The organism is Streptomyces sp. NBC_00076, assembly GCF_045041235.1.
Lineage (GTDB): Bacteria > Actinomycetota > Actinomycetes > Streptomycetales > Streptomycetaceae > Streptomyces.
Genome location: NZ_CP108242.1, coordinates 10,345,005 through 10,361,984, shown reverse-complemented (window position 1 = coordinate 10,361,984; position 16,980 = coordinate 10,345,005). Strand labels below are relative to the sequence as shown.

The 16,980-nt window shown below is 69.4% G+C and carries 12 protein-coding genes, 1 tRNA gene and 2 pseudogenes; 9 read left to right on the top strand and 6 right to left on the bottom strand.

The window, feature by feature from the left end; all coding sequences use genetic code 11:
* Positions 1-112: 112 nt before the first annotated feature.
* Positions 113-1,192, top strand: coding sequence for a PQQ-dependent sugar dehydrogenase (locus tag OHA64_RS46195; RefSeq protein WP_405623286.1), 1,080 nt, complete (start codon positions 113-115; stop codon positions 1,190-1,192).
* A 255-nt stretch (positions 1,193-1,447) separates the two neighbouring features.
* On the opposite strand, the gene OHA64_RS46190 is transcribed toward OHA64_RS46195, so the two are convergent.
* A complete protein-coding gene (locus OHA64_RS46190; RefSeq protein WP_405623284.1) occupies positions 1,448-3,484 on the bottom strand; it encodes a S8 family serine peptidase in 2,037 nt (678 codons plus the stop codon).
* A 528-nt stretch (positions 3,485-4,012) separates the two neighbouring features.
* A pseudogene (locus OHA64_RS46185) lies at positions 4,013-4,392 on the bottom strand (DUF2267 domain-containing protein).
* On the opposite strand from OHA64_RS46185, the pseudogene OHA64_RS46180 reads away from it, so the two are divergent.
* Positions 4,351-4,711 (top strand): annotated as a pseudogene (locus tag OHA64_RS46180) (type III effector protein); the annotation flags it as partial. The pseudogenes OHA64_RS46185 and OHA64_RS46180 overlap by 42 nt on opposite strands.
* 91 nt (positions 4,712-4,802) lie before the next feature.
* Here OHA64_RS46180 and OHA64_RS46175 read toward each other — a convergent pair.
* On the bottom strand, positions 4,803-5,702 hold the full coding sequence (locus OHA64_RS46175) for an aminoglycoside phosphotransferase family protein (RefSeq protein WP_405623283.1): 900 nt from the start codon (positions 5,700-5,702) through the stop codon (positions 4,803-4,805).
* A gap of 174 nt (positions 5,703-5,876) precedes the next feature.
* A complete protein-coding gene (locus tag OHA64_RS46170; RefSeq protein WP_405623281.1) occupies positions 5,877-6,899 on the bottom strand; it encodes a LacI family DNA-binding transcriptional regulator in 1,023 nt (340 codons plus the stop codon).
* A 157-nt stretch (positions 6,900-7,056) separates the two neighbouring features.
* Here OHA64_RS46170 and OHA64_RS46165 point away from each other — a divergent pair, with 157 nt between their 5' ends.
* From OHA64_RS46165 to OHA64_RS46150, 4 genes are all read left to right on the top strand, one after another.
* Positions 7,057-8,577, top strand: coding sequence for an argininosuccinate lyase (locus tag OHA64_RS46165; RefSeq protein ID WP_405623279.1), 1,521 nt, complete (start codon positions 7,057-7,059; stop codon positions 8,575-8,577).
* Positions 8,578-8,825: 248 nt separating this feature from the next.
* Positions 8,826-10,130 (top strand): MFS transporter, encoded by a 1,305-nt coding sequence (locus OHA64_RS46160; protein ID WP_405623278.1) that lies wholly within the window; start codon positions 8,826-8,828, stop codon positions 10,128-10,130.
* 728 nt (positions 10,131-10,858) lie between these two features.
* The gene (locus OHA64_RS46155; protein WP_405623277.1) at positions 10,859-12,193 is read left to right on the top strand and encodes a PP2C family protein-serine/threonine phosphatase; all 1,335 of its coding nucleotides are present in this window, start codon (positions 10,859-10,861) and stop codon (positions 12,191-12,193) included.
* A 261-nt stretch (positions 12,194-12,454) separates the two neighbouring features.
* Positions 12,455-13,423: an MASE1 domain-containing protein gene (locus OHA64_RS46150; protein ID WP_405623275.1), complete on the top strand. Its 969-nt coding sequence runs from the start codon at positions 12,455-12,457 to the stop codon at positions 13,421-13,423.
* Positions 13,424-13,509: 86 nt separating this feature from the next.
* On the opposite strand, the gene OHA64_RS46145 is transcribed toward OHA64_RS46150, so the two are convergent.
* A tRNA-OTHER gene (locus tag OHA64_RS46145) sits at positions 13,510-13,594 on the bottom strand.
* 273 nt (positions 13,595-13,867) lie between these two features.
* Here OHA64_RS46145 and OHA64_RS46140 point away from each other — a divergent pair.
* Positions 13,868-14,338, top strand: coding sequence for a DUF3592 domain-containing protein (locus OHA64_RS46140; RefSeq protein ID WP_405623274.1), 471 nt, complete (start codon positions 13,868-13,870; stop codon positions 14,336-14,338).
* An 82-nt stretch (positions 14,339-14,420) separates the two neighbouring features.
* Here OHA64_RS46140 and OHA64_RS46135 read toward each other — a convergent pair whose 3' ends face one another.
* The gene (locus OHA64_RS46135) at positions 14,421-14,945 is read right to left on the bottom strand and encodes an ATP-binding protein (protein ID WP_405623272.1); all 525 of its coding nucleotides are present in this window, start codon (positions 14,943-14,945) and stop codon (positions 14,421-14,423) included.
* A 243-nt stretch (positions 14,946-15,188) separates the two neighbouring features.
* On the opposite strand from OHA64_RS46135, the gene OHA64_RS46130 reads away from it, so the two are divergent.
* Together OHA64_RS46130 and OHA64_RS46125 are read left to right on the top strand one after the other, a co-directional pair.
* Entirely contained in the window at positions 15,189-15,596 is a 408-nt protein-coding gene (locus OHA64_RS46130; RefSeq protein WP_405623270.1) for a YciI family protein, read from the top strand.
* Between the two features lie 8 nt (positions 15,597-15,604).
* Positions 15,605-16,750, top strand: coding sequence for an RNA polymerase sigma factor (locus tag OHA64_RS46125; protein ID WP_405624399.1), 1,146 nt, complete (start codon positions 15,605-15,607; stop codon positions 16,748-16,750).
* Positions 16,751-16,980: the final 230 nt, after the last annotated feature.

Here is a 16,980-nt window from a genome sequence, read left to right as displayed (position 1 = left end):
CCAGTGTTCTCAAGCCGGGCCGGGTCTGGGTCCGGGAGAGGACCTGGGGGCGGTCACCTGGCCGTTCCTCACGTCAGACATCGACATCAGCCGCTTGCAGGAGGATCCGCCCATGTACGTCGACACACCCCGCCGGAGAACCACGGCTCGCGTCGCCACTGCGGTGGCCGCGACGGCCGGCCTGCTGGTCCCGCTTGCCGAGTCCGGCCACGCCGCGCCGGTCCCGACCGTGCCCGCGGCCCACGCCCCCTCAGGCATCAAGACCGTTTCGTCCGGGTTGACCATCCCGTGGGGGGTGGCCTGGCTGCCGGACGGTTCGGCTCTGGTCAACGAACGGGACTCCCTCAAGGTCTTCAGGACCACCCCGTCCGGCAAGAGGACCGAAGTCACCGCATCGCCGCAGATCGCCGCTCCCAACAGCGGGCAATCGCTGCTCGGTATCGCCGTGTCACCCAACTGGGCCAATGACCACCACGTCTTCATCTACCACGGGGCGAAGGAGGGCAACCGAATCGCCCGGCTGACCTTCGACGGCTCCAAACTCACCGGATACAAGACGCTCGTCAAGGGCATCAAGAGAGGTCTGCACAACGGCGGCCGCATCAAGTTCGGCCCGGACGGCTACCTTTACGCCACCACCGGGGACGCGGACAACAAGCACTCCGCACAGGACAAGAAGTCCCTGAACGGCAAGATCCTCCGCATGACCAAGGAGGGGAAGCCTGCGCCGGGCAACCCCTTCGGCACCCTCGTCTACTCCTACGGTCACCGCAACCCGCAAGGTCTCACGTGGGACACGCAGGGCCACCTGTGGGAGACGGAGATCGGCGACGCCGCGTACGACGAACTGAACCTCGTCAAGCCCGGCAAGAACTACGGCTGGCCCACCTGCGAGGGCACCTGCTCCGCCGCAGGCATGACCAACCCCAAGCACCAGTGGCGCCCCGCGAAGGGCGTGCCGAGCGGCCTGGCCTACGCCGACGGCTCGCTGTACGTCGCCGCCCTGAAGGGCAAGCGGCTGTGGCGCATCCCGGTCACCGGCACCACCATCGGTACCCCGGTCGCGCACTACACCAACGGCTACGGCCGACTGCGGGACGTGGTGAAGGTCCCGGGCAAGAACGCCCTGTGGATCACCACCGACCAGGCCGGCAAGGGCGGGGACCGAGTGCTCCAGGTCGACCTCGGCTGACATCGGCCGTCCGTGGCCGTCGTTCGGACGGTCGAGAGGCCCTCAGAGCCGCACCGATCCGGGCTCTGGGGGCCTCCTCGGCTTTCCGTCGGCCGAGCTACGGCCCGGCCGAGCCGGACGCTGCACGCGCTGAACTCCGGCCAGAACCCCACGTCTTCGATGGACGCGGAGTCCTGGACCGGGGTCGGATGGCGCCCTTTCCCGGGACCAACGTCCCGGCAGGACAGACAGGCCGGGACGTTGTCCGAATGCGCGTCAGAGAACGCGCCAGGCGACGGCGTAGGGCTGGGCGAACCGGGTGATCCGGTGGGCGCGGACGACGACTTCGGCTTCGCCTGCGGGGATGTCCCGCCAATGGACCTGCTCGACGTTGTTGGTTCGGTCGAAACCGGGATCCGTGCCCATGTTGCCGTGGCGTTCCTGACCGCCTGCGCGGACGATCAGGTCGAGGTCGTTCTGCAAGGTCGGGGCAGGGGGGTCCGTCCACACGAGGGTGATCTTCAGGGAATGGCCCGCCCCTTGCGGCACCGGGATGCGGAACTCACGTTCCTCTCCCTGGCCCAGCTCCTTGGCGTCCCTGAAGCCCGCCCGGTCGCCATCGGTCGGGAGGACTACGGCGCGCTCGAGGTTGACCATGCCGAAGCCGGAGTTGTTGTTCGGGGAAGGGCCCGCCTCGGTGGGAACGTACTGACCCTTGAGCTCATCGGCACCGTTGATCAGCATGGCCTTGATGAGCGCGGCGCTCGGCTTCGGGGTGCCGTTCTTCACCAGCGTCTCGCGCAGCACCGCCACGCAGCCGGCGACCAGCGGGGTGGCCATGCTGGTGCCGCTGTCGAACATGAACGCGGGGTCTGTGGAGACACCGAAGTTCTGGGGGTCGGGGCCCACCCGCGAGCGCGTCGACAGGATCGACGTGCCGGGGGCGACGACATCGGGCTTGAACCTGCCCTCCGCTGTCGGACCGCGACTGCTGAAGGCCGCCATCCCGGCGGGGTTGTCCGCCATCTTGTCCCCGTGGATCGGCGGGGCAGGGAACTTGATCGGGCCGTCGCGAAGCGTGCCGTCGTAGGTGAGGGGGATCTCGGGGCGGTTGCCCTCGCTGGCACCGACGGTGATGACGTTCTTGGCCCCCGTCTCGTCGCTGACGGATCTCAAGTTGATGTGGCCGTCCCCGTCCCGGTCCGTGCCGTCGTTGCCCGCGGCGAAGCAGATGACGAAGTCCTTGTGGTCCCAGACCATCTGATCGGCCTCGGCTGCGGCCGGGCCGTACGGAAGCCCTGGAGTGACCGGGCCCCACGAGTTGGTGTGGACCCGTACCCCGTCCTCCAGGAAGGGCGGCTCGAACAGGTCGAGCAGGTTGTCCGGGATACCGGCGAGAGTTCCGTTCTCGGCCATCACGGACTGGAGGACCAGTCGCGCCTCGGGAGCCGTGCCGGTGATGTCGCCGCCCATGGACTCCGACGTCCCGTCACCGAGGACCGAGCCCGCCACATGGGTGCCGTGCCCGCTGGGATCGTCCGCTCGCGCGGGACTCGTTCGCCCCAGGGCGACCAGGCGCTTGACCCGGCCGGTGAAGGCGGGGTGCACGTTGGTGGTCGAACCCTTGTCGAAGCCGGTGTCGGCGACGCACACGATCTCGCCCCCGCCCCGGAACTTCGTGCCGTTGAGGGACACATGAGCGTGCATCAGAGTCCCCGAGACGGTGTTGTACAGCACCCGCTCCGGGACTTCCTCGATCTCCTTCACCTCGTCTAGCGCGGCCAGTGCGGGCAGGTCCTCCTTGCGAACCGTCACACGCACCTTGCCGCGGCTGGGCTGTGCGTCACCGGAGCTGACTCCGGCCGCCGCCGCGATCCGGTCCCGTACGTCGTCCACACTCGCATCGACATCCTCGTGTACGACGATGTCGACGGTGTGGGTCCCGCCGTCCGCCGTCTCCAGGGGATCGGCCAGCGCGGCGACACTCGAACGCAGCCGGGGCGACTGCAGCGACCGGCCGATCTTGAAGCCGTCGAAGTACACGTCCGCCCAGGTCACGAACGGCAGTGCGCGCACGGCATCCAAGTCCGTGTCCCGGTAGCCGCACAGGTAGGTGTCCTCCGGAACGTACTCGTGGACCACGACCCCGTGCGCCGCGAGTTGTTCCTTCTCCTCGGTTGTGGGCGGGTGCGTGGTCTGCACGAGCAGGTAGTTGGACGCGGAGGCGTCATCGGACGTGAGCGATGCGGTGGCCAGCTCGTCAGCCTGGGCCAACGGGTCCACCGTGACGCCGTTGATGGTGATACGGGCCATGCCTGGCTCCCTCCCAAAGGGGTGGGGAAGGCGCGCACCGGCAGCCGTGACGTCCTGACACTGCCCGTGCCGGCGCCCACATGGCCGAAGCCCGTCTGAACCGGTGGCACGCCGGGCTGCGTGGTTTCTTCCGTTCGGTCAATACGCTAGGCGAGTGACGGTCCAGCTGCACGTCGAGCCTGGGTGGAGGCGCCCCGTCCGGACGCTACTGCTCTGGGTGCCCTGGCAGGAGTGTCGGCGTGCGCTTGTCACCAACCAGTACGCCCTTGAACGTCACCACGGCCACGCCGGCGGCGCCCGTGGTGATCCTCTGAGGACGAGTACGGGGGGACCGCCGCCCCCTGCTTGCACCAACCCGGCACCGAAGACCGAGTCCGCGAGGTCGACCGACCACGCCCCCGGCACCGTGCGGGCTGTTACCCGGGAGCGAGTAACAGCCGCAGCGCTCACGGCAGCGGACGGGTGGAGAACGACGCCGCACGCGGCAACAGCTCGGCAGATCCCAGGGCCGGCACGTCATCCCGCGCGTCAGGCCGCCTGGATCAGCTCGGCGCGGCCGAACAACAGGGCGTAGCCGGAGGAGAGTTGGGCGAGGATACGGCTGAGGAGCTCCTCACCGGCGAGCTGGGCCACGACGCGAAGGACGGTACCGGTGTCCAGCGGGTGGTGGCCGCCGTGCCGCCGGTGCTGGACGCCAGGTCCTTGACGAAACCCCAGCCGGTGAGGGGCTCGGTGGCCGGAATCCCGGATGTGAAGGTGACGGCGGCCTCGTGCGGCAGCCTGGCCGCGAGCTCCACGCGCTCATCACCCGTGAGCTGGCGGCCGAAGGCGGCCAGCACGGCACGCAGCGACTCCTCAGCCCGGGCCTGCGCGTACGCCCCGGAAATCCTGGGTCCACGGGCGAGCAACGGACAGGCCACCCGCGACCGCCGCGCCGCCGACCGCACGGTCACCGCCTGGGCCCGCGCCAATGCCGCGGACCTTCGACAACTCATCGGTCAGATCACCGCGCTCACCGACCTCCCTGCCGCCGCCCGCGCTCCACTCACCGAGCTCACCACGGCCCTCGCCGACAACGACGCCGCCGCCCTCGTCGGTCCCCTGACAGCGACACACGCCTACCTGGCACCCCGCCACCCCGACCTCGCGGCGCGCGTCGACGACGTCGCCCGGCACACCGGCCGACTCCGCCGGCACAGCGGCGACCAGCGCCGGAACCGAGCGTGATCTCCGCGCTTTCGGTCGTCCCGCTCGATCCGCGGTGAACCCTCCGCATGAGGTTCCACCCCGGTCAGAGTTCCCGGTCAGAGTTGACTGCTCAGCCGATCAGCGCCTCGGTGATCTGCCGGGTGGTCGATGCGGCGACCCGGGGGTTGACGGCGGCGTAGGAGGTGTAGGCGTTCAGACCGGTGGTCAAAGCCCAGCCGCGGCCCCGGGTCCACGTGGCGTCGTCCACGCCGAGCGCGGCCCGGAAGGCAGCCCGGCTCCCGGCCGACATCAGGGTGAACGCGATGGTCAAGTCGCAGGCCGGGTCGCCGATGCCGAGCCCTCCGAAGTCGATGACCGCGCTGAGGCGGCCGTCGACGGTCAGCAGGTTGCCGGTGTGGAAGTCACCGTGGAACCAGACCGGAGGGCGGTCCCACCCGGGGGCGCCCAGCGCCGCGTCCCACAGTTCGGTCATGGCCGCGGTGTCGAATCGGCCGTCAACCTCCGCGATGGCGGCCCGTGTAGCGCGGTCGCGGTCGGCCAGTGGCTGGACGGTGAGGTCCCCGCGGGCGGCCCCGACCGGGATGTCCGCGGGCGTGAACCGCTGAAGGGCGGTCAGGAATTCCGCCAGCTCGACGGCAGTCCGCGACGAGCCGGCCAACGCCTCGACGGTGGCGACCTCGCCGTGCAACCAGCGGGACACCGCCCACGGCCACGGGTAGCCGAAGTCGGGCTCACCCACTCCCACGGGTTCCGGGATGGCCAGCGGCACGTGTGGGGCTAGCCGGGGCAGCCACTCGAACTCCTTCCTGGCCTGCCCGATGGCGCCCGCATGACGGGGCAGCCGGACGGTCAGCTCCTCGCCCAGCCGGTAGATCACATGGTCCGACCCGGCTGGGTCGAGCAGTTCGAGAGGCAGCTCGGCCCACTGCGGGAACTGCGCATCGACCAGGCGCTGGACCAGTTCCACATTGATCGCCGGACGGGTGTCCGCGGTTCTCTCGGTTGCCAAGTCCCGCTCCCAGTCGGCCCGCTCCACACGTCGGGCAGTCGAAGCCATGACAGTGCGTCGCGGGCTCGCCTGTCGACCGAATTTCCCGTCCGACCGTCATCCGACGCCTGCGGCACCCCTGATGTGATCGGCGCGAAGGCGAACGTGGGGTGACGGCCCTGTTCGGCCCTGGCCTCAGGCTCCGCTGCGTGCGGGTTTCGCTTCACCGGTGCCGCGATGGACAAGGGTGCTGGGGACGGTGACGGTACGGGGTGGCCGGTCGGGGTCGGCGATGCGGTCGATGGCCAGGCGCGCTGCCTGGCGGCCGACTTCCTGGGGGTCGCGGACGACGGCGGAGACGCCGAGGCCCTTGGAAAGCTCGTTCTCGTCGAGACCGATGAAGGCGAAGGTGTGGTGTCCGGCGAGGCGTTCGATGAGGATGCCGGTGCTGATGCCGAGGTTGAGGCCGAGGACGGCGGTCGGCGGTGAGGGCGAGCACAACAGTCGCGTGAGCGCGTCGCGGGCCTGTGCGGGGGTGGTGAGGTCGCCGACGGTCAGGTGCGGGTCCTCGGGGAGTCGGCGTCGGGCGAGAGCGGCGCGATGCCCGCTGAGGCGCTGGGCGGAGCGGAAGCTGTCCAGGCGGCCGACGAGCGCGGCGATACGACGGTGTCCAAGCTCGATGAGATGCTCGGTGGCCTGCTGGACGGCCTGGTCGTCGTCGGTCATCACGACATCGGCGGCAAGTCCCGTCGCGGGACGGCCCACCAGGACCACGGGGGTGCCGTACGTGTGCTCGGGGGCGAGGAAGTCGCGGTGGTCGCCGTCGGGCATCATCAGCAGCGCGCTGACTCGGCGGTCGATCATGGCCCGGGCCAGTTCTGGTTCGCGCTCGGGGGTGTCATCCGTCGAGCCGATGATCAGCTGCAGGTCCGCCCGGCGCAGTTCCCGTTCGGCGCCGGAGGCGACGCCCGCCTGGAAGAGGTTGGTGAAGCCGGCGGTGACCAGTCCGACGGCTCCCTCCCGGCGTCCGTAGCGCAGATCGCGTGCGATGGGGTTGGGCGAGTAGCCGAGGCGCCGGACCTGTTCCATGACGCGTTGGCGGGTGTCGGGCTCCACCCGGGGGGAGTTCTGCAGCGTCCGGGTCACGGTGGCGGTGCTCACGCCGGCCGCCGTCGCGACGTCACGCAGGGTGACTCGTTGTTCCGCACTGCTCGGCATCGTGCCCCCTCGGATGTGAATCCTGAGCAGATTCACCGCGATGTAACCGTTGACATGCTCCAAGGGCGACCTTAACACTGAGGCCGTGTTGACGTTTACATAGCCATGTTGACGTTTACATGGCGGGAAACAATCGATCGTTCGGGAGATCAGATCCATGAAACCCCTACTCACCGACGGCCGCCTGGGCGCGAGCCCGGACAAGGCGCTGGTCGACCATGTCAACGGAGTCGAACTGGAAGACGAGGTGGCCGCCGCGGAGCACTTCGTCCGCATCGACCTGGCGCACGCCCTGATGCTGACCCAGCAGCAGGTGTTCGGTCCCGAGCAGGGCCGCAAGCTGGTCGGGGCGCTGCTGCGCCTGCTGGAGGGGGACGCGGAGCAGGCACTGGACGGCGACGCGGCGATCGGCACGATCGCCCTGCAGCTGGAGAGGTACCTGGAGGAGCAGTGCGGTCCGCAGGGCCTGGACATCCAACGGGCACGCAGCCGCATCGACCAGAAGGCCACCGGGGTACGCATGGCCGACCGCGCGGCGCTTCTGCACGTCATGAGCGAACTGTTGCGCCTGGGAGAGGTCCTGCTGGAGGCGGCCGCCGAGCATGACGCGGTGATCGCCCCGGGATACACCCATCTCCAGCACGCCCAGCCCACAACGCTGGGCCACTACTTCAACGCCCACTACTGGTCGGTGTCACGGAACCTGGCGCGCATGGCGCAGCTGTACGAGCGGCTGAACGAATGCCCCTTGGGCGGAGCCGCGCACAGCGGCACCGACTGGCCCATCGACCGGCACACCACGGCCGCCTACCTCGGCTTCACCCGCCCGGTGCGCAACGCCAGGGACGCGGGGCTGTCCGCGCTGGACGCCGGCGCCGAACTCGCCTCGGTCCTCGGCCTGACCCTGTCCGGTGTCAGCAGGTGCGCGTCCGACCTGTTCTACTGGTCGTCCTCCGAGGTCGCTCTCGTACGGCTGCACGCGTCGCTGTGCGGCACGTCGAGCATGATGCCGCAGAAGCGCAACCCGATCGTGCTGGAACGCATCCGGGGCCTGGCCGGAGACGCGGCGGGGTGGGGTGCGAGCCAACTGGGGCTGCTGCACTTCGCGACATCCACCGACGCCGACCAGGGCTACGTCCACAACCGCCTGCCCGGGTACTGCCGCGAGACGGCGGGCGCCGTCCAGTTGCTGGCCCATGCGGTGTCCACGCTGGAGACCGACGTCCAACGGCTGCGCGAGTCCGCCGGTCGGCACTGGTCGACTGCCAGCGCCCTGGCCGACGACCTCGTGCGCTCCCGAGGACTGAGCTTCCGCGCCGCCCACGAGACGGTCGCCCGGTTCATCACCGCTCACGAAGCGGCCGGCGCGACCGACGCGACGATCCGTCCCGATCTCGCCGACGGCCCCCTGCGCGACTACAGCCCGGAACGTCTGCGCGACATCCTCGACGTGCAGACCTTCGTCGACAGCCGCCACAGCGACGGCGGAACGAGCCCCGCCCGGCGTGCGGAACTGGCCACCGAGGCAGCCGGTGATCTCAAGGCCCACCAGGACACGGTCACGTCGCTGACCACCGCGGCGCAACAGGCGAAGGCCCGCCTCGTGCGCGACGCCGTCACCCTCCTCGGTCAGCAGCCGACCCGCCGACCCGCCGCTGCCGGGGCCGACCGGCGCTGACGCCGGTCGCTTCCCCCTCCCCGCCCCTCCCCCGGCGGAAGTCTCCGCCCCGGTCGGCTCTCTCGCCGATCCACTCCGGGGCACCCGGCCGGCCATGAGCACCTTCAGCTCGGCCCGCCCAGCCCGAGGACGCACACCGTTCGTCCCGTGCACACCTCGGCCCCGCGAGCCTTTCGGCCCCGTGAGCCCTTCGGTCTCGCCTCTTGCGCCCCCAGGCCCGTTCCCTCACGCTCGACAAAGGAGTCCCCGTGTCCGCACCCGCACCCCATGCCGCGCCCGCCGCGGCCGACAGCGGAGAGACCGCACCCGAACGCTCGGCCCGGCTCACCGGCCAGCGTGTGGGCGGTGGCTTCACCGCCCTGTACATCCTCGCCATCATCGGCGTCTGGATCGCCCTGCTCACGCCCGCCTCGGTCACGCTGTCCCTGCGCATCGCGGACCTCGACCCCGACAACAAGGCCTCTTCCTTGGCCCTGGTGGCGGGCGTCGGCGCGATATTCGCCATGGTCGCCAACCCGGTCTTCGGGCACTTCAGCGACCGCTGTACCTCCCGCTGGGGCCGACGGCGTCCGTTCATCATCACCGGCGCCGTCGTGGGCGGCGCGTCCCTGGTCGTCATCGGCATGGCGCCCAGCCTTCCCGTCGTTCTGGTCGGCTGGTGTCTGACCCAGGTCGCGCTGAACGCCGCCATGGCCGCCCTCATCGCCGTCCTGCCCGACCGCGTACCCAAGGAACGCCGCGGTACCGTCTCCGGCCTGATGGGCATGACCAACCAGGTCGCCACGGTCAGCGGAGCCTTCCTGGTCACCGTCACCGGCACCCAGGGGCTGACCATGTTCGTCGTGCCCTCACTGCTGGGCCTGGTCCTGGTCGTCGTCTTCGTCTTCTACCTGAGGGAGATCCCCCGCGGCAAGGACGAGGTGGCTCCCATGTCGTGGCGGGAGATCCCGCGCAGCATGTGGATCAATCCCCTGCGCCACCGTGACTTCGCATGGGCGTTCGTCAGCCGGTTTCTCGTCTGGACCGGCAAGGCGCTGCTGCTCACCTACAAGACGTACTTCCTCATGGACCACCTCGGCTACACCGCGGACCAGGCCGCGTCCATCCTGAGTTGGGCCATGCTCGTCCTGGCGGTCGGCGTCGTCGTCGGCAGCAATATCAGCGGATGGCTGTCCGACAAGCTCCAGCGCCGCAAGATCTTCATCGCGGTGGCGTCCTTGGTGTTCGGCGCGGGCATGGTCCTCATCGCCCTCTCCTCCAGCGTGACCGGTTTCGTCGTCGGTATCGCCGTTGCCAGTGTGGGCCAGGGCATCTACGTGGGCGTCGACTACGCGCTGGTCGTCTCCGTCCTGCCCAACAGCGAAACCGACGCCGCGAAGGGCATGGGACTGTTCAACATCGCCAACGCCCTCCCGCAGAGCGTCGCGCCCGCCATCGCGCCCCTGTTCCTCGCCATGGGGAGCGGCTCCAACTACGCGGCCCTCTACCTCAGCGCCGCGGGATTCGCGCTCCTGGGTGCCATCGCCGTGGCCTTCGTCAAGTCCACCCGGTGAAGAACGGCTCCCAGGGGCCGGACAGGCGCCGGCCCAGGCGGACGGGACCGACGTTCCCGCCGGTGTGCTGAACTCCGGCCGGAGAGCGGCTACTTGACCTCGCCTTGTGGAGGTCCGGTTTCAGCATCGAAGGGGCCACCAGGGCCAGGCCCGTCCCGGATGCCGTCCCGAAGCTTGATGGCCTCGTTCACCCGGCGGCCTCGCCTTCACGACCCTTCCAACCCGACGCCCCCCCGATGTCGAAGATGCGGTCGGACTGCCCGAAACAGGCAGTGCAGGTTTTGGTATTCGTGGTTGTTGGTGTGGGCTTGCCCCTGTCCTGGGGGTAACGTCGGCTGTCCTGGGGGTAACGTCGGCCTCCAGTCGCTTCTTGCTCCTCGGCCGGCGCGGCCCGGTGTGGCATGCCGCTCTTGGAGTAATGACCGTTTGGCGTTTTCGACCGTGCCACGCTGTGCTCTCGATTGATCAGGGTCGCGTCAGGAGGCCGGAATGTACCGCTCTGGTGAAGAGCTGTACGAGCGGATCCCTCATGTCCTGCGGGCGGACCCGACACTGTCGGAGCGCATGTCCGGCAGACCTGACGAGACCGATGTCGCCCCGTCGCCGAGTTCCGTGAGATCCCTCCGCGGCAAGGGGCTCAACCCGCTCCAGGCGTTCCCTTCACCCGGCATCGATGGGTGCCGGGTGAAGGTGACCACTGCGGAACATTCGGCCAGTGGACGCTCGTGATGGCAGGAAAGGAGGAAGGGAGACGACCGGGCCAGCCGCACCCCGTCGACCTGCACGTGCGTCTGCGCGACGAATTGGGCAGGGTCGACGAGCAATTGCGGGCACTGCTGGCCGCCATGGACCGACTACAGGGCCTGCTGGACGCCGTCGTGGCCATCAGCCGGGAGGTGGAGCTGTCCGCGGTGCTGCACCGTATCGTGACCACCGCCATGGACCTGGTCGGCGCCCGCTACGGAGCGCTGGGCGTACTCAACGAATCCGGAGAGTACCTGGAGCAGTTCATCGCCTCCGGTCTGTCCGAACAGGAACGCGCTGATCTGGCCGAGACCGGCCTGCCTCGCGGCCTGGGTGTCCTCGGGCACCTGATCCGCCACCCCGAACCCCTGCGGATCGACGGCATCTCGGCCCATCCGTCGTCCGTGGGGTTCCCGCCCCGCCACCCGCACCTGCACACCCTGCTCGGCGTCGCCATCAGTGTGCGCGGCGAAATCTACGGTGACCTCTATCTGTCCGAGCGGCACGATGGACAGCCCTTCGACGTCAACGACGAGAAAGTCGTCATTGCCCTGGCCAGTGCCGCCGGCATCGCGATCGAGAACGTCCGCCTGTTCGAACGGGTTCGCCTCGGAGCCGAGCAGTTCCAGCGGCTGCTGTTGCCGGCGCTGCCCGACCTGAGGCCCTTCAGTGCCGCCGCCATCTACCGGCCCGCAGCCGAGCCCGCGCAACTCGGTGGGGACTGGTACGACGCCATCCCGCTGCCCGACAACGTCGTGGCGGTCGTGATCGGTGACGTGGTCGGCCACGATCTGCAGGCAGCCGCCTCCATGGCCGCCACCCGTAACATGCTGCGTGCTCTCCTGTTCGACCAGGGAAGTCCGTGCGGAGCGGTCCTTGCCCAGCTCGACCGCGCTCTGCAGGCCATGACGGACAATCCCGTCACCACCACCATCCTCGCGCGCATCGCGCCGGAGGGGCCGGGCTGGCGACTTCACTGGAGCTCCGCGGGCCACGTCCCACCACTGCTGATCTGGCCTGGGCGCCGAGTGGAATACCTGTTCGCCGAGCCCGGGCTACCGCTCGGCGTCGACCCCGAGCACCCCCGCCCCGACCATTCCCGCTTCCTACCCCCGGACACCACCGTGGTCTTCTTCACTGACGGGCTGGTCGAACACCCGGGCCACCCCATCGACGAGAGTCTCGCCGAGCTCGCCGAGCTCTGCACCGAACATGCCGCCCTGCCCCTGGACGAGTTCGTTCGAGCACTGGCCGATCACCACCCCAGCGACGGTCACGACGACATGGCCATCCTCGCCCTGCGAACCCCGCACACCTGACGCACACATGTGTCGGCCACCCTCTCGTGGGGTCTCGGCCTCGGTCGGCGCGGCGACGATCCACGCACGTGGAACGGCGAAAATGGCTGCGCGACGCAGACACGCTCTGCCATACGGAGCCGAACGTCCATCTCAGCGGTGCCGTGGAGGATCCGAGCCACCCGACGCATGATGGACTCGGGGCCATGTCGATGCGGAGGTCGCTCGATGACTGTCGCGCGGGAGGAGCGGCTCCGTCGCGGTGGCCTGGCTGTCCTGGAGATGTGCGTCGTTGCCGCGCTCTACTACGGCTCGGCCAGGGTGGGACTGCTCCAGCAGTTGGTGCGCGGGCAGGTCACGCCGCTGTGGCCGCCGACCGGTATCGCCGTGGCGACCCTGCTCCTACGCGGCCCTCGGGTCTGGCCCGGGATCGCGCTGGGGGCTTTCCTGGTCAATGTCTCGCTCGGGCCATCGATCCCGGCCGTGCTCGCGATCGTGCTGGGGAACACCATCGCGCCCCTCTGCTCGTACGCACTGCTCCGCCGTACGGGGTTCCACAAACAATTGGACCGTTTGCCGGATGCGCTTGCACTGATCTTTCTCGGTGCGTTCACCGGGATGCTGGTCAGCGCGACGATCGGCAGCGGGACCCTCGCCCTCACCGGTGTGCTGAGCGCAGACGAGTTCTGGCCGACGTGGTCGGTGTGGTGGACCGGCGACGCGATGGGCGTATTGCTCGTCACCCCGGTTCTGCTCGTTCTCCACTCCGCACGCCGGCCCAAGGGGGTTCCGCCGTCGCGTTGGGCGGAGGGGCTGCTCCTTGTGGCGGCAACGGTCGGCGTCGGTTTCCTCGAGACCGCCGACACTCCGCTCATTTTCCTCGGCTTCCCGCTGCTGATCTGGGCAGCTTTCCGCTTCCAGCTGGCCGGTGCCGCCCCCTGCGCCCTGTACGTGTCGATCTTTGCCATCGTCGCCGCTGCCGAGAGATCTGGCCCGTTCGCCGGTCATGACCTGCTCAGCACCATGATCGCCTTGCAGGCGTTCAACGGTTCTTCGTCACTGACGGCGCTCCTGGTCGGGGCAGCCGTCAGCGAGCGCGACCGGACCCAGATGGAGATCGTGCGCGCCGTCGGGATGCTCGCCGAGATGGTGTCCAAGATCACCGCTGGTGACCACTACCCGCCGCTCCACGACGGTGGGAACGAGCGGGGGAAGAAAGATCCCGGCGGACAAACCAAGAAACCGGCGTGATCAGTGGAGCACATGAGGCCGGTGCGGATGAGGCCGTTGCCGATGAGGCCAGTGCCGCGCACTTTGGGTCCCCTCGTGGGCGGAGGTGGCCATGGCCCGGATTCGAACCGGGGTTTCCGCGTCGCCGCGAAACCGATACCGGTGTCCTGGGCCGCTGAACGACGCATGGCCGGACAGACCCTATCCGCTCACGGATCGGCTCCGCCTGCCTCTTCCGGCGAAGGGCCTTGAACATGTCACGTCGATACCCGATCCCGCGGTCCGCCGCCTCCCGACCGAGCAACTCGGCGCTCCTGCGGCGCCGCTCCGTCAGATGAGGGCGGCAGGGTCCGGATCCGACGACTCCTGAAGGCGGAACGACGCCGGACCGCCCGGGGCGGGAGGGCTGCGACCAGGGTGCCTGGGATAGCGTCCCTCCCTGTCAGGACAAGTGAGAGGGACGTCGTGCAGTTGCAGGTGCGTAGGTGGGGTGCCCGCCAGTGGATCGCGTTCGGGACGATCGGGTTCGGGTCGCTGTTCTTGGTCATCGGGTTGATCCTGGCGGGGGTGTCGGTCTCATTCCTGTCTGATGCGGAGCGCGCCAAGGGCACAGTGGTGGCCCTGGATTGGCGGAACGATTACAGCAGTGCGTCTCGCAAACAGCGTGGGAACAACGAGCCCCATGCGTACCCGGTGGTCGAGTTCACGTCGTCGGACGGCACGCAGAGGACGTTCCGGAACTCGACGGGTTCCAATCCACCGTCGTACGAGGAGGGCGACCGGGTCGAGGTGCTGTACCACGCCGATTCCCCCGAGGACGCGCGGATCAACGGGTTCGTCTCGCTGTGGCTGCTGCCGCTGATCTTCGGCGGGCTCGGGCTGTTGGCCGCGGGGATCGGGACGGCCGTTGCGATGGTGGGGCGTGGGCGTTCCTAGGCGGTGTGTTCAGTACGGCGGTGTGTTCGGTACAGCGGTGTGTTCAGTACAGGTGATATCCACATCAGCAGCGTCGTGAAGGTCAGCTCTTGACGGCTTCCGCGATCCGCAGGGCGGCCTGGGCGGGAGTGAGGTGCGTGGTGTCGACGACCTCGGCTTCGGCGTGCAGCCATGTGCGGGCCGCCTCGGCGTAGGGCTCAAGGTAGTGGAGACGGAACGAGGAGTTGGGGCCGACAACAGTGTCGCCCGCGATGCGCCCGCGGAGGGTGTCCTGGTCGGCATGGAGGACGAAGTGCTGTACCTGGATGGCATGTTGGGCGAGGCCCGTGCTGATCTCGCGCCAGTACTGCTCGACCAGGACGGTCATGGGCATCACCAGGGTGCCGCCGGTGTAGTCGAGTACGCGGCGGGCGGTCTCGACGACGAGCGGCCGCCACGGCGGCCAGTGCTGGAAGTTGTCCGTCGAGGGCAGCCCGGGCGTGATGTCCATGAGCGCCTCACCCACCTTTTCGGCGTCGAACACCCGTGAATCCGGAAGGAGTTGCTGCACGAGTGCACTGGTCGTCGTCTTGCCTGCGCCGTGCGTGCCGTTGAGCCATACGATCATGGGGCCCGACGCTAGCGGTGTCCGGGCCGCGATGGGCGCCGTTCATGTCACAGAACGGGCACACACGAAAAGGTCCCGCCCAGTCACACCGAGTGGACCCGGACGCCGCGAGACAGCTCACTCAGGTTCCGCCTGAAAAAAAGCCAAAAAAAGTCGGCTGCCGATGTCGAGAACCCGTGTCCGGCTCCGTCCCTGCAGTGAACGCGACCACAATGGGCCGCACCAGCACCGAGGAGAAGCACGATGGCCAAGTACCTGATGCTCAAGCACTACCGCGGGGCCCCTGCTGCGGTCAACGACATCCCCATGGACCAGTGGACGCAGGAGGAGATCTCGGCCCACGTGCAGTACATGAACGACTTCGCGGCCCGGCTCGAGAAGAGCGGGGAGTTCGTCGACGGTCAGGCTCTCGCGCCCGAGGGTAAGTGGGTCCGGTACGACGGCGAGGGGCGCCCGCCGGTCACCGACGGACCGTTCGCCGAGACCAAGGACCTCATCGCCGGCTGGATGGTGATCGACGTCGACAGCTACGACCGCGCCGTCGAGCTGGCCGGGGAGCTGTCGGCGGCCCCCGGGGCGGGCGGGCAGCCGATCCACGAGTGGCTCGAACTGCGCCCCTTCCTGACCGAGCCGCCCACCATCACGGAGTGACCCCTGCCGTGAACGAGGTACTGCTCCGGAGCCTCACACCGAGCGTCCTCGGGATCCTCGTCCGCCGCGGAGCCGACTTCGCGGCGGCCGAGGACGCCGTCCAGGACGCGCTGGTCGAGGCGGTCCGCGTCTGGCCGGCCGACCCGCCACGGGATGCGAAGGGCTGGCTGGTCACCGTGGCCTGGCGCCGGTTCCTCGACCAGGCCCGCGCGGACACCGCCCGCCGTCGGCGTGAGGACCTTGTCGACGAGGAACCGGCGCCCGGTCCCACGCCCGCGGTGGACGACACGCTCCAGCTCTACTTCCTGTGCGCCCACCCGTCGCTGACACCGTCGTCCGCGGTCGCCCTCACGCTGCGCGCTGTCGGCGGGCTGACCACCCGCCAGATCGCCCAGGCCTACCTGGTGCCCGAGGCAACCATGGCGCAACGCATCAGCCGGGCAAAGCGCACCGTCTCCAGCGTGCGCTTCGACCAGCCCGGCGACGTCGCCACCGTGCTGCGCGTCCTCTACCTGGTTTTCAACGAGGGCTACTCGGGCGACGTCGACCTCGCCGCCGAGGCCATCCGGCTCACCCGGCAGCTCGCGGCGGCGATCGACCACCCCGAGGTGGCGGGGCTGCTCGCCCTCATGCTGCTCCACCACGCCCGGCGCGCCGCCAGGGCCGCCCCCGACGGCAGCCTGGTGCCACTCGCCGAGCAGGAGCGCGGCCGCTGGGACACCGCGGTGATCGCCGAGGGCGTCGAGATCCTGCAGAGGGCCCTGGCCCGCGACCGGCTGGGCGAGTTCCAGGCCCAGGCCGCCATCGCGGCACTCCACGCCGACGCGCCCACCGCCGAGGAGACCGACTGGGTGCAGATCGTCGAGTGGTACGACGAACTCGCGCGCCTGACCGACAGTCCGGTCGTCCGGCTCAACCGCGCGGTGGCCGTCGGCGAAGCCGACGGACCACGCGCCGGCCTGAAGGCGCTGGCGGCGCTGGACGAGTCACTGCCCCGCCACGCCGCGGTGGCGGCGTACCTCCACGAACGCGACGGAGACCTGGCAACGGCGGCACAGCTGTACGCCGAGGCGGCCCGAAAGGCACCCAACCTCGCCGAGCGCGACCACCTGACCCGCCAGGCCGCCCGGCTCAACACACGCCGGTGCCGCTGAGAGGTCGCGCTCCTTCCCGGACGAGTCCGCACGAGGCCGCACACGGTGCCACGCGACCTGCTCCAGGGGTCCTGGCGTGACCGCGATTGCGGTGCCTGGTCGCGGCGTGAGCGGGAGGCGGGCACGTCGCCCGCCCCCTCTTTCACGACCGAAAGGGCGAGACCTCTCGGACGGCCGGGCGGTAGAGTCCGCACGTGCGTTGATCTTCCGGGCGGCGGCCGAACGCCGCC

What these genes read in the sequence shown, in the direction of transcription:
- OHA64_RS46195 (WP_405623286.1), top strand. Translation starts at nt 113, where the DNA reads ATGTACGTCGACACACCCCGCCGGAGAACCACGGCTCGCGTCGCCACT.
- OHA64_RS46190 (WP_405623284.1), bottom strand. Translation starts at nt 3,484, where the DNA reads ATGGCCCGTATCACCATCAACGGCGTCACGGTGGACCCGTTGGCCCAG.
- OHA64_RS46170 (WP_405623281.1), bottom strand. Translation starts at nt 6,899, where the DNA reads ATGCCGAGCAGTGCGGAACAACGAGTCACCCTGCGTGACGTCGCGACG.
- OHA64_RS46165 (WP_405623279.1), top strand. Translation starts at nt 7,057, where the DNA reads ATGAAACCCCTACTCACCGACGGCCGCCTGGGCGCGAGCCCGGACAAG.
- OHA64_RS46155 (WP_405623277.1), top strand. Translation starts at nt 10,859, where the DNA reads ATGGCAGGAAAGGAGGAAGGGAGACGACCGGGCCAGCCGCACCCCGTC.
- OHA64_RS46150 (WP_405623275.1), top strand. Translation starts at nt 12,455, where the DNA reads ATGTGCGTCGTTGCCGCGCTCTACTACGGCTCGGCCAGGGTGGGACTG.
- OHA64_RS46135 (WP_405623272.1), bottom strand. Translation starts at nt 14,945, where the DNA reads ATGATCGTATGGCTCAACGGCACGCACGGCGCAGGCAAGACGACGACC.
- OHA64_RS46130 (WP_405623270.1), top strand. Translation starts at nt 15,189, where the DNA reads ATGGCCAAGTACCTGATGCTCAAGCACTACCGCGGGGCCCCTGCTGCG.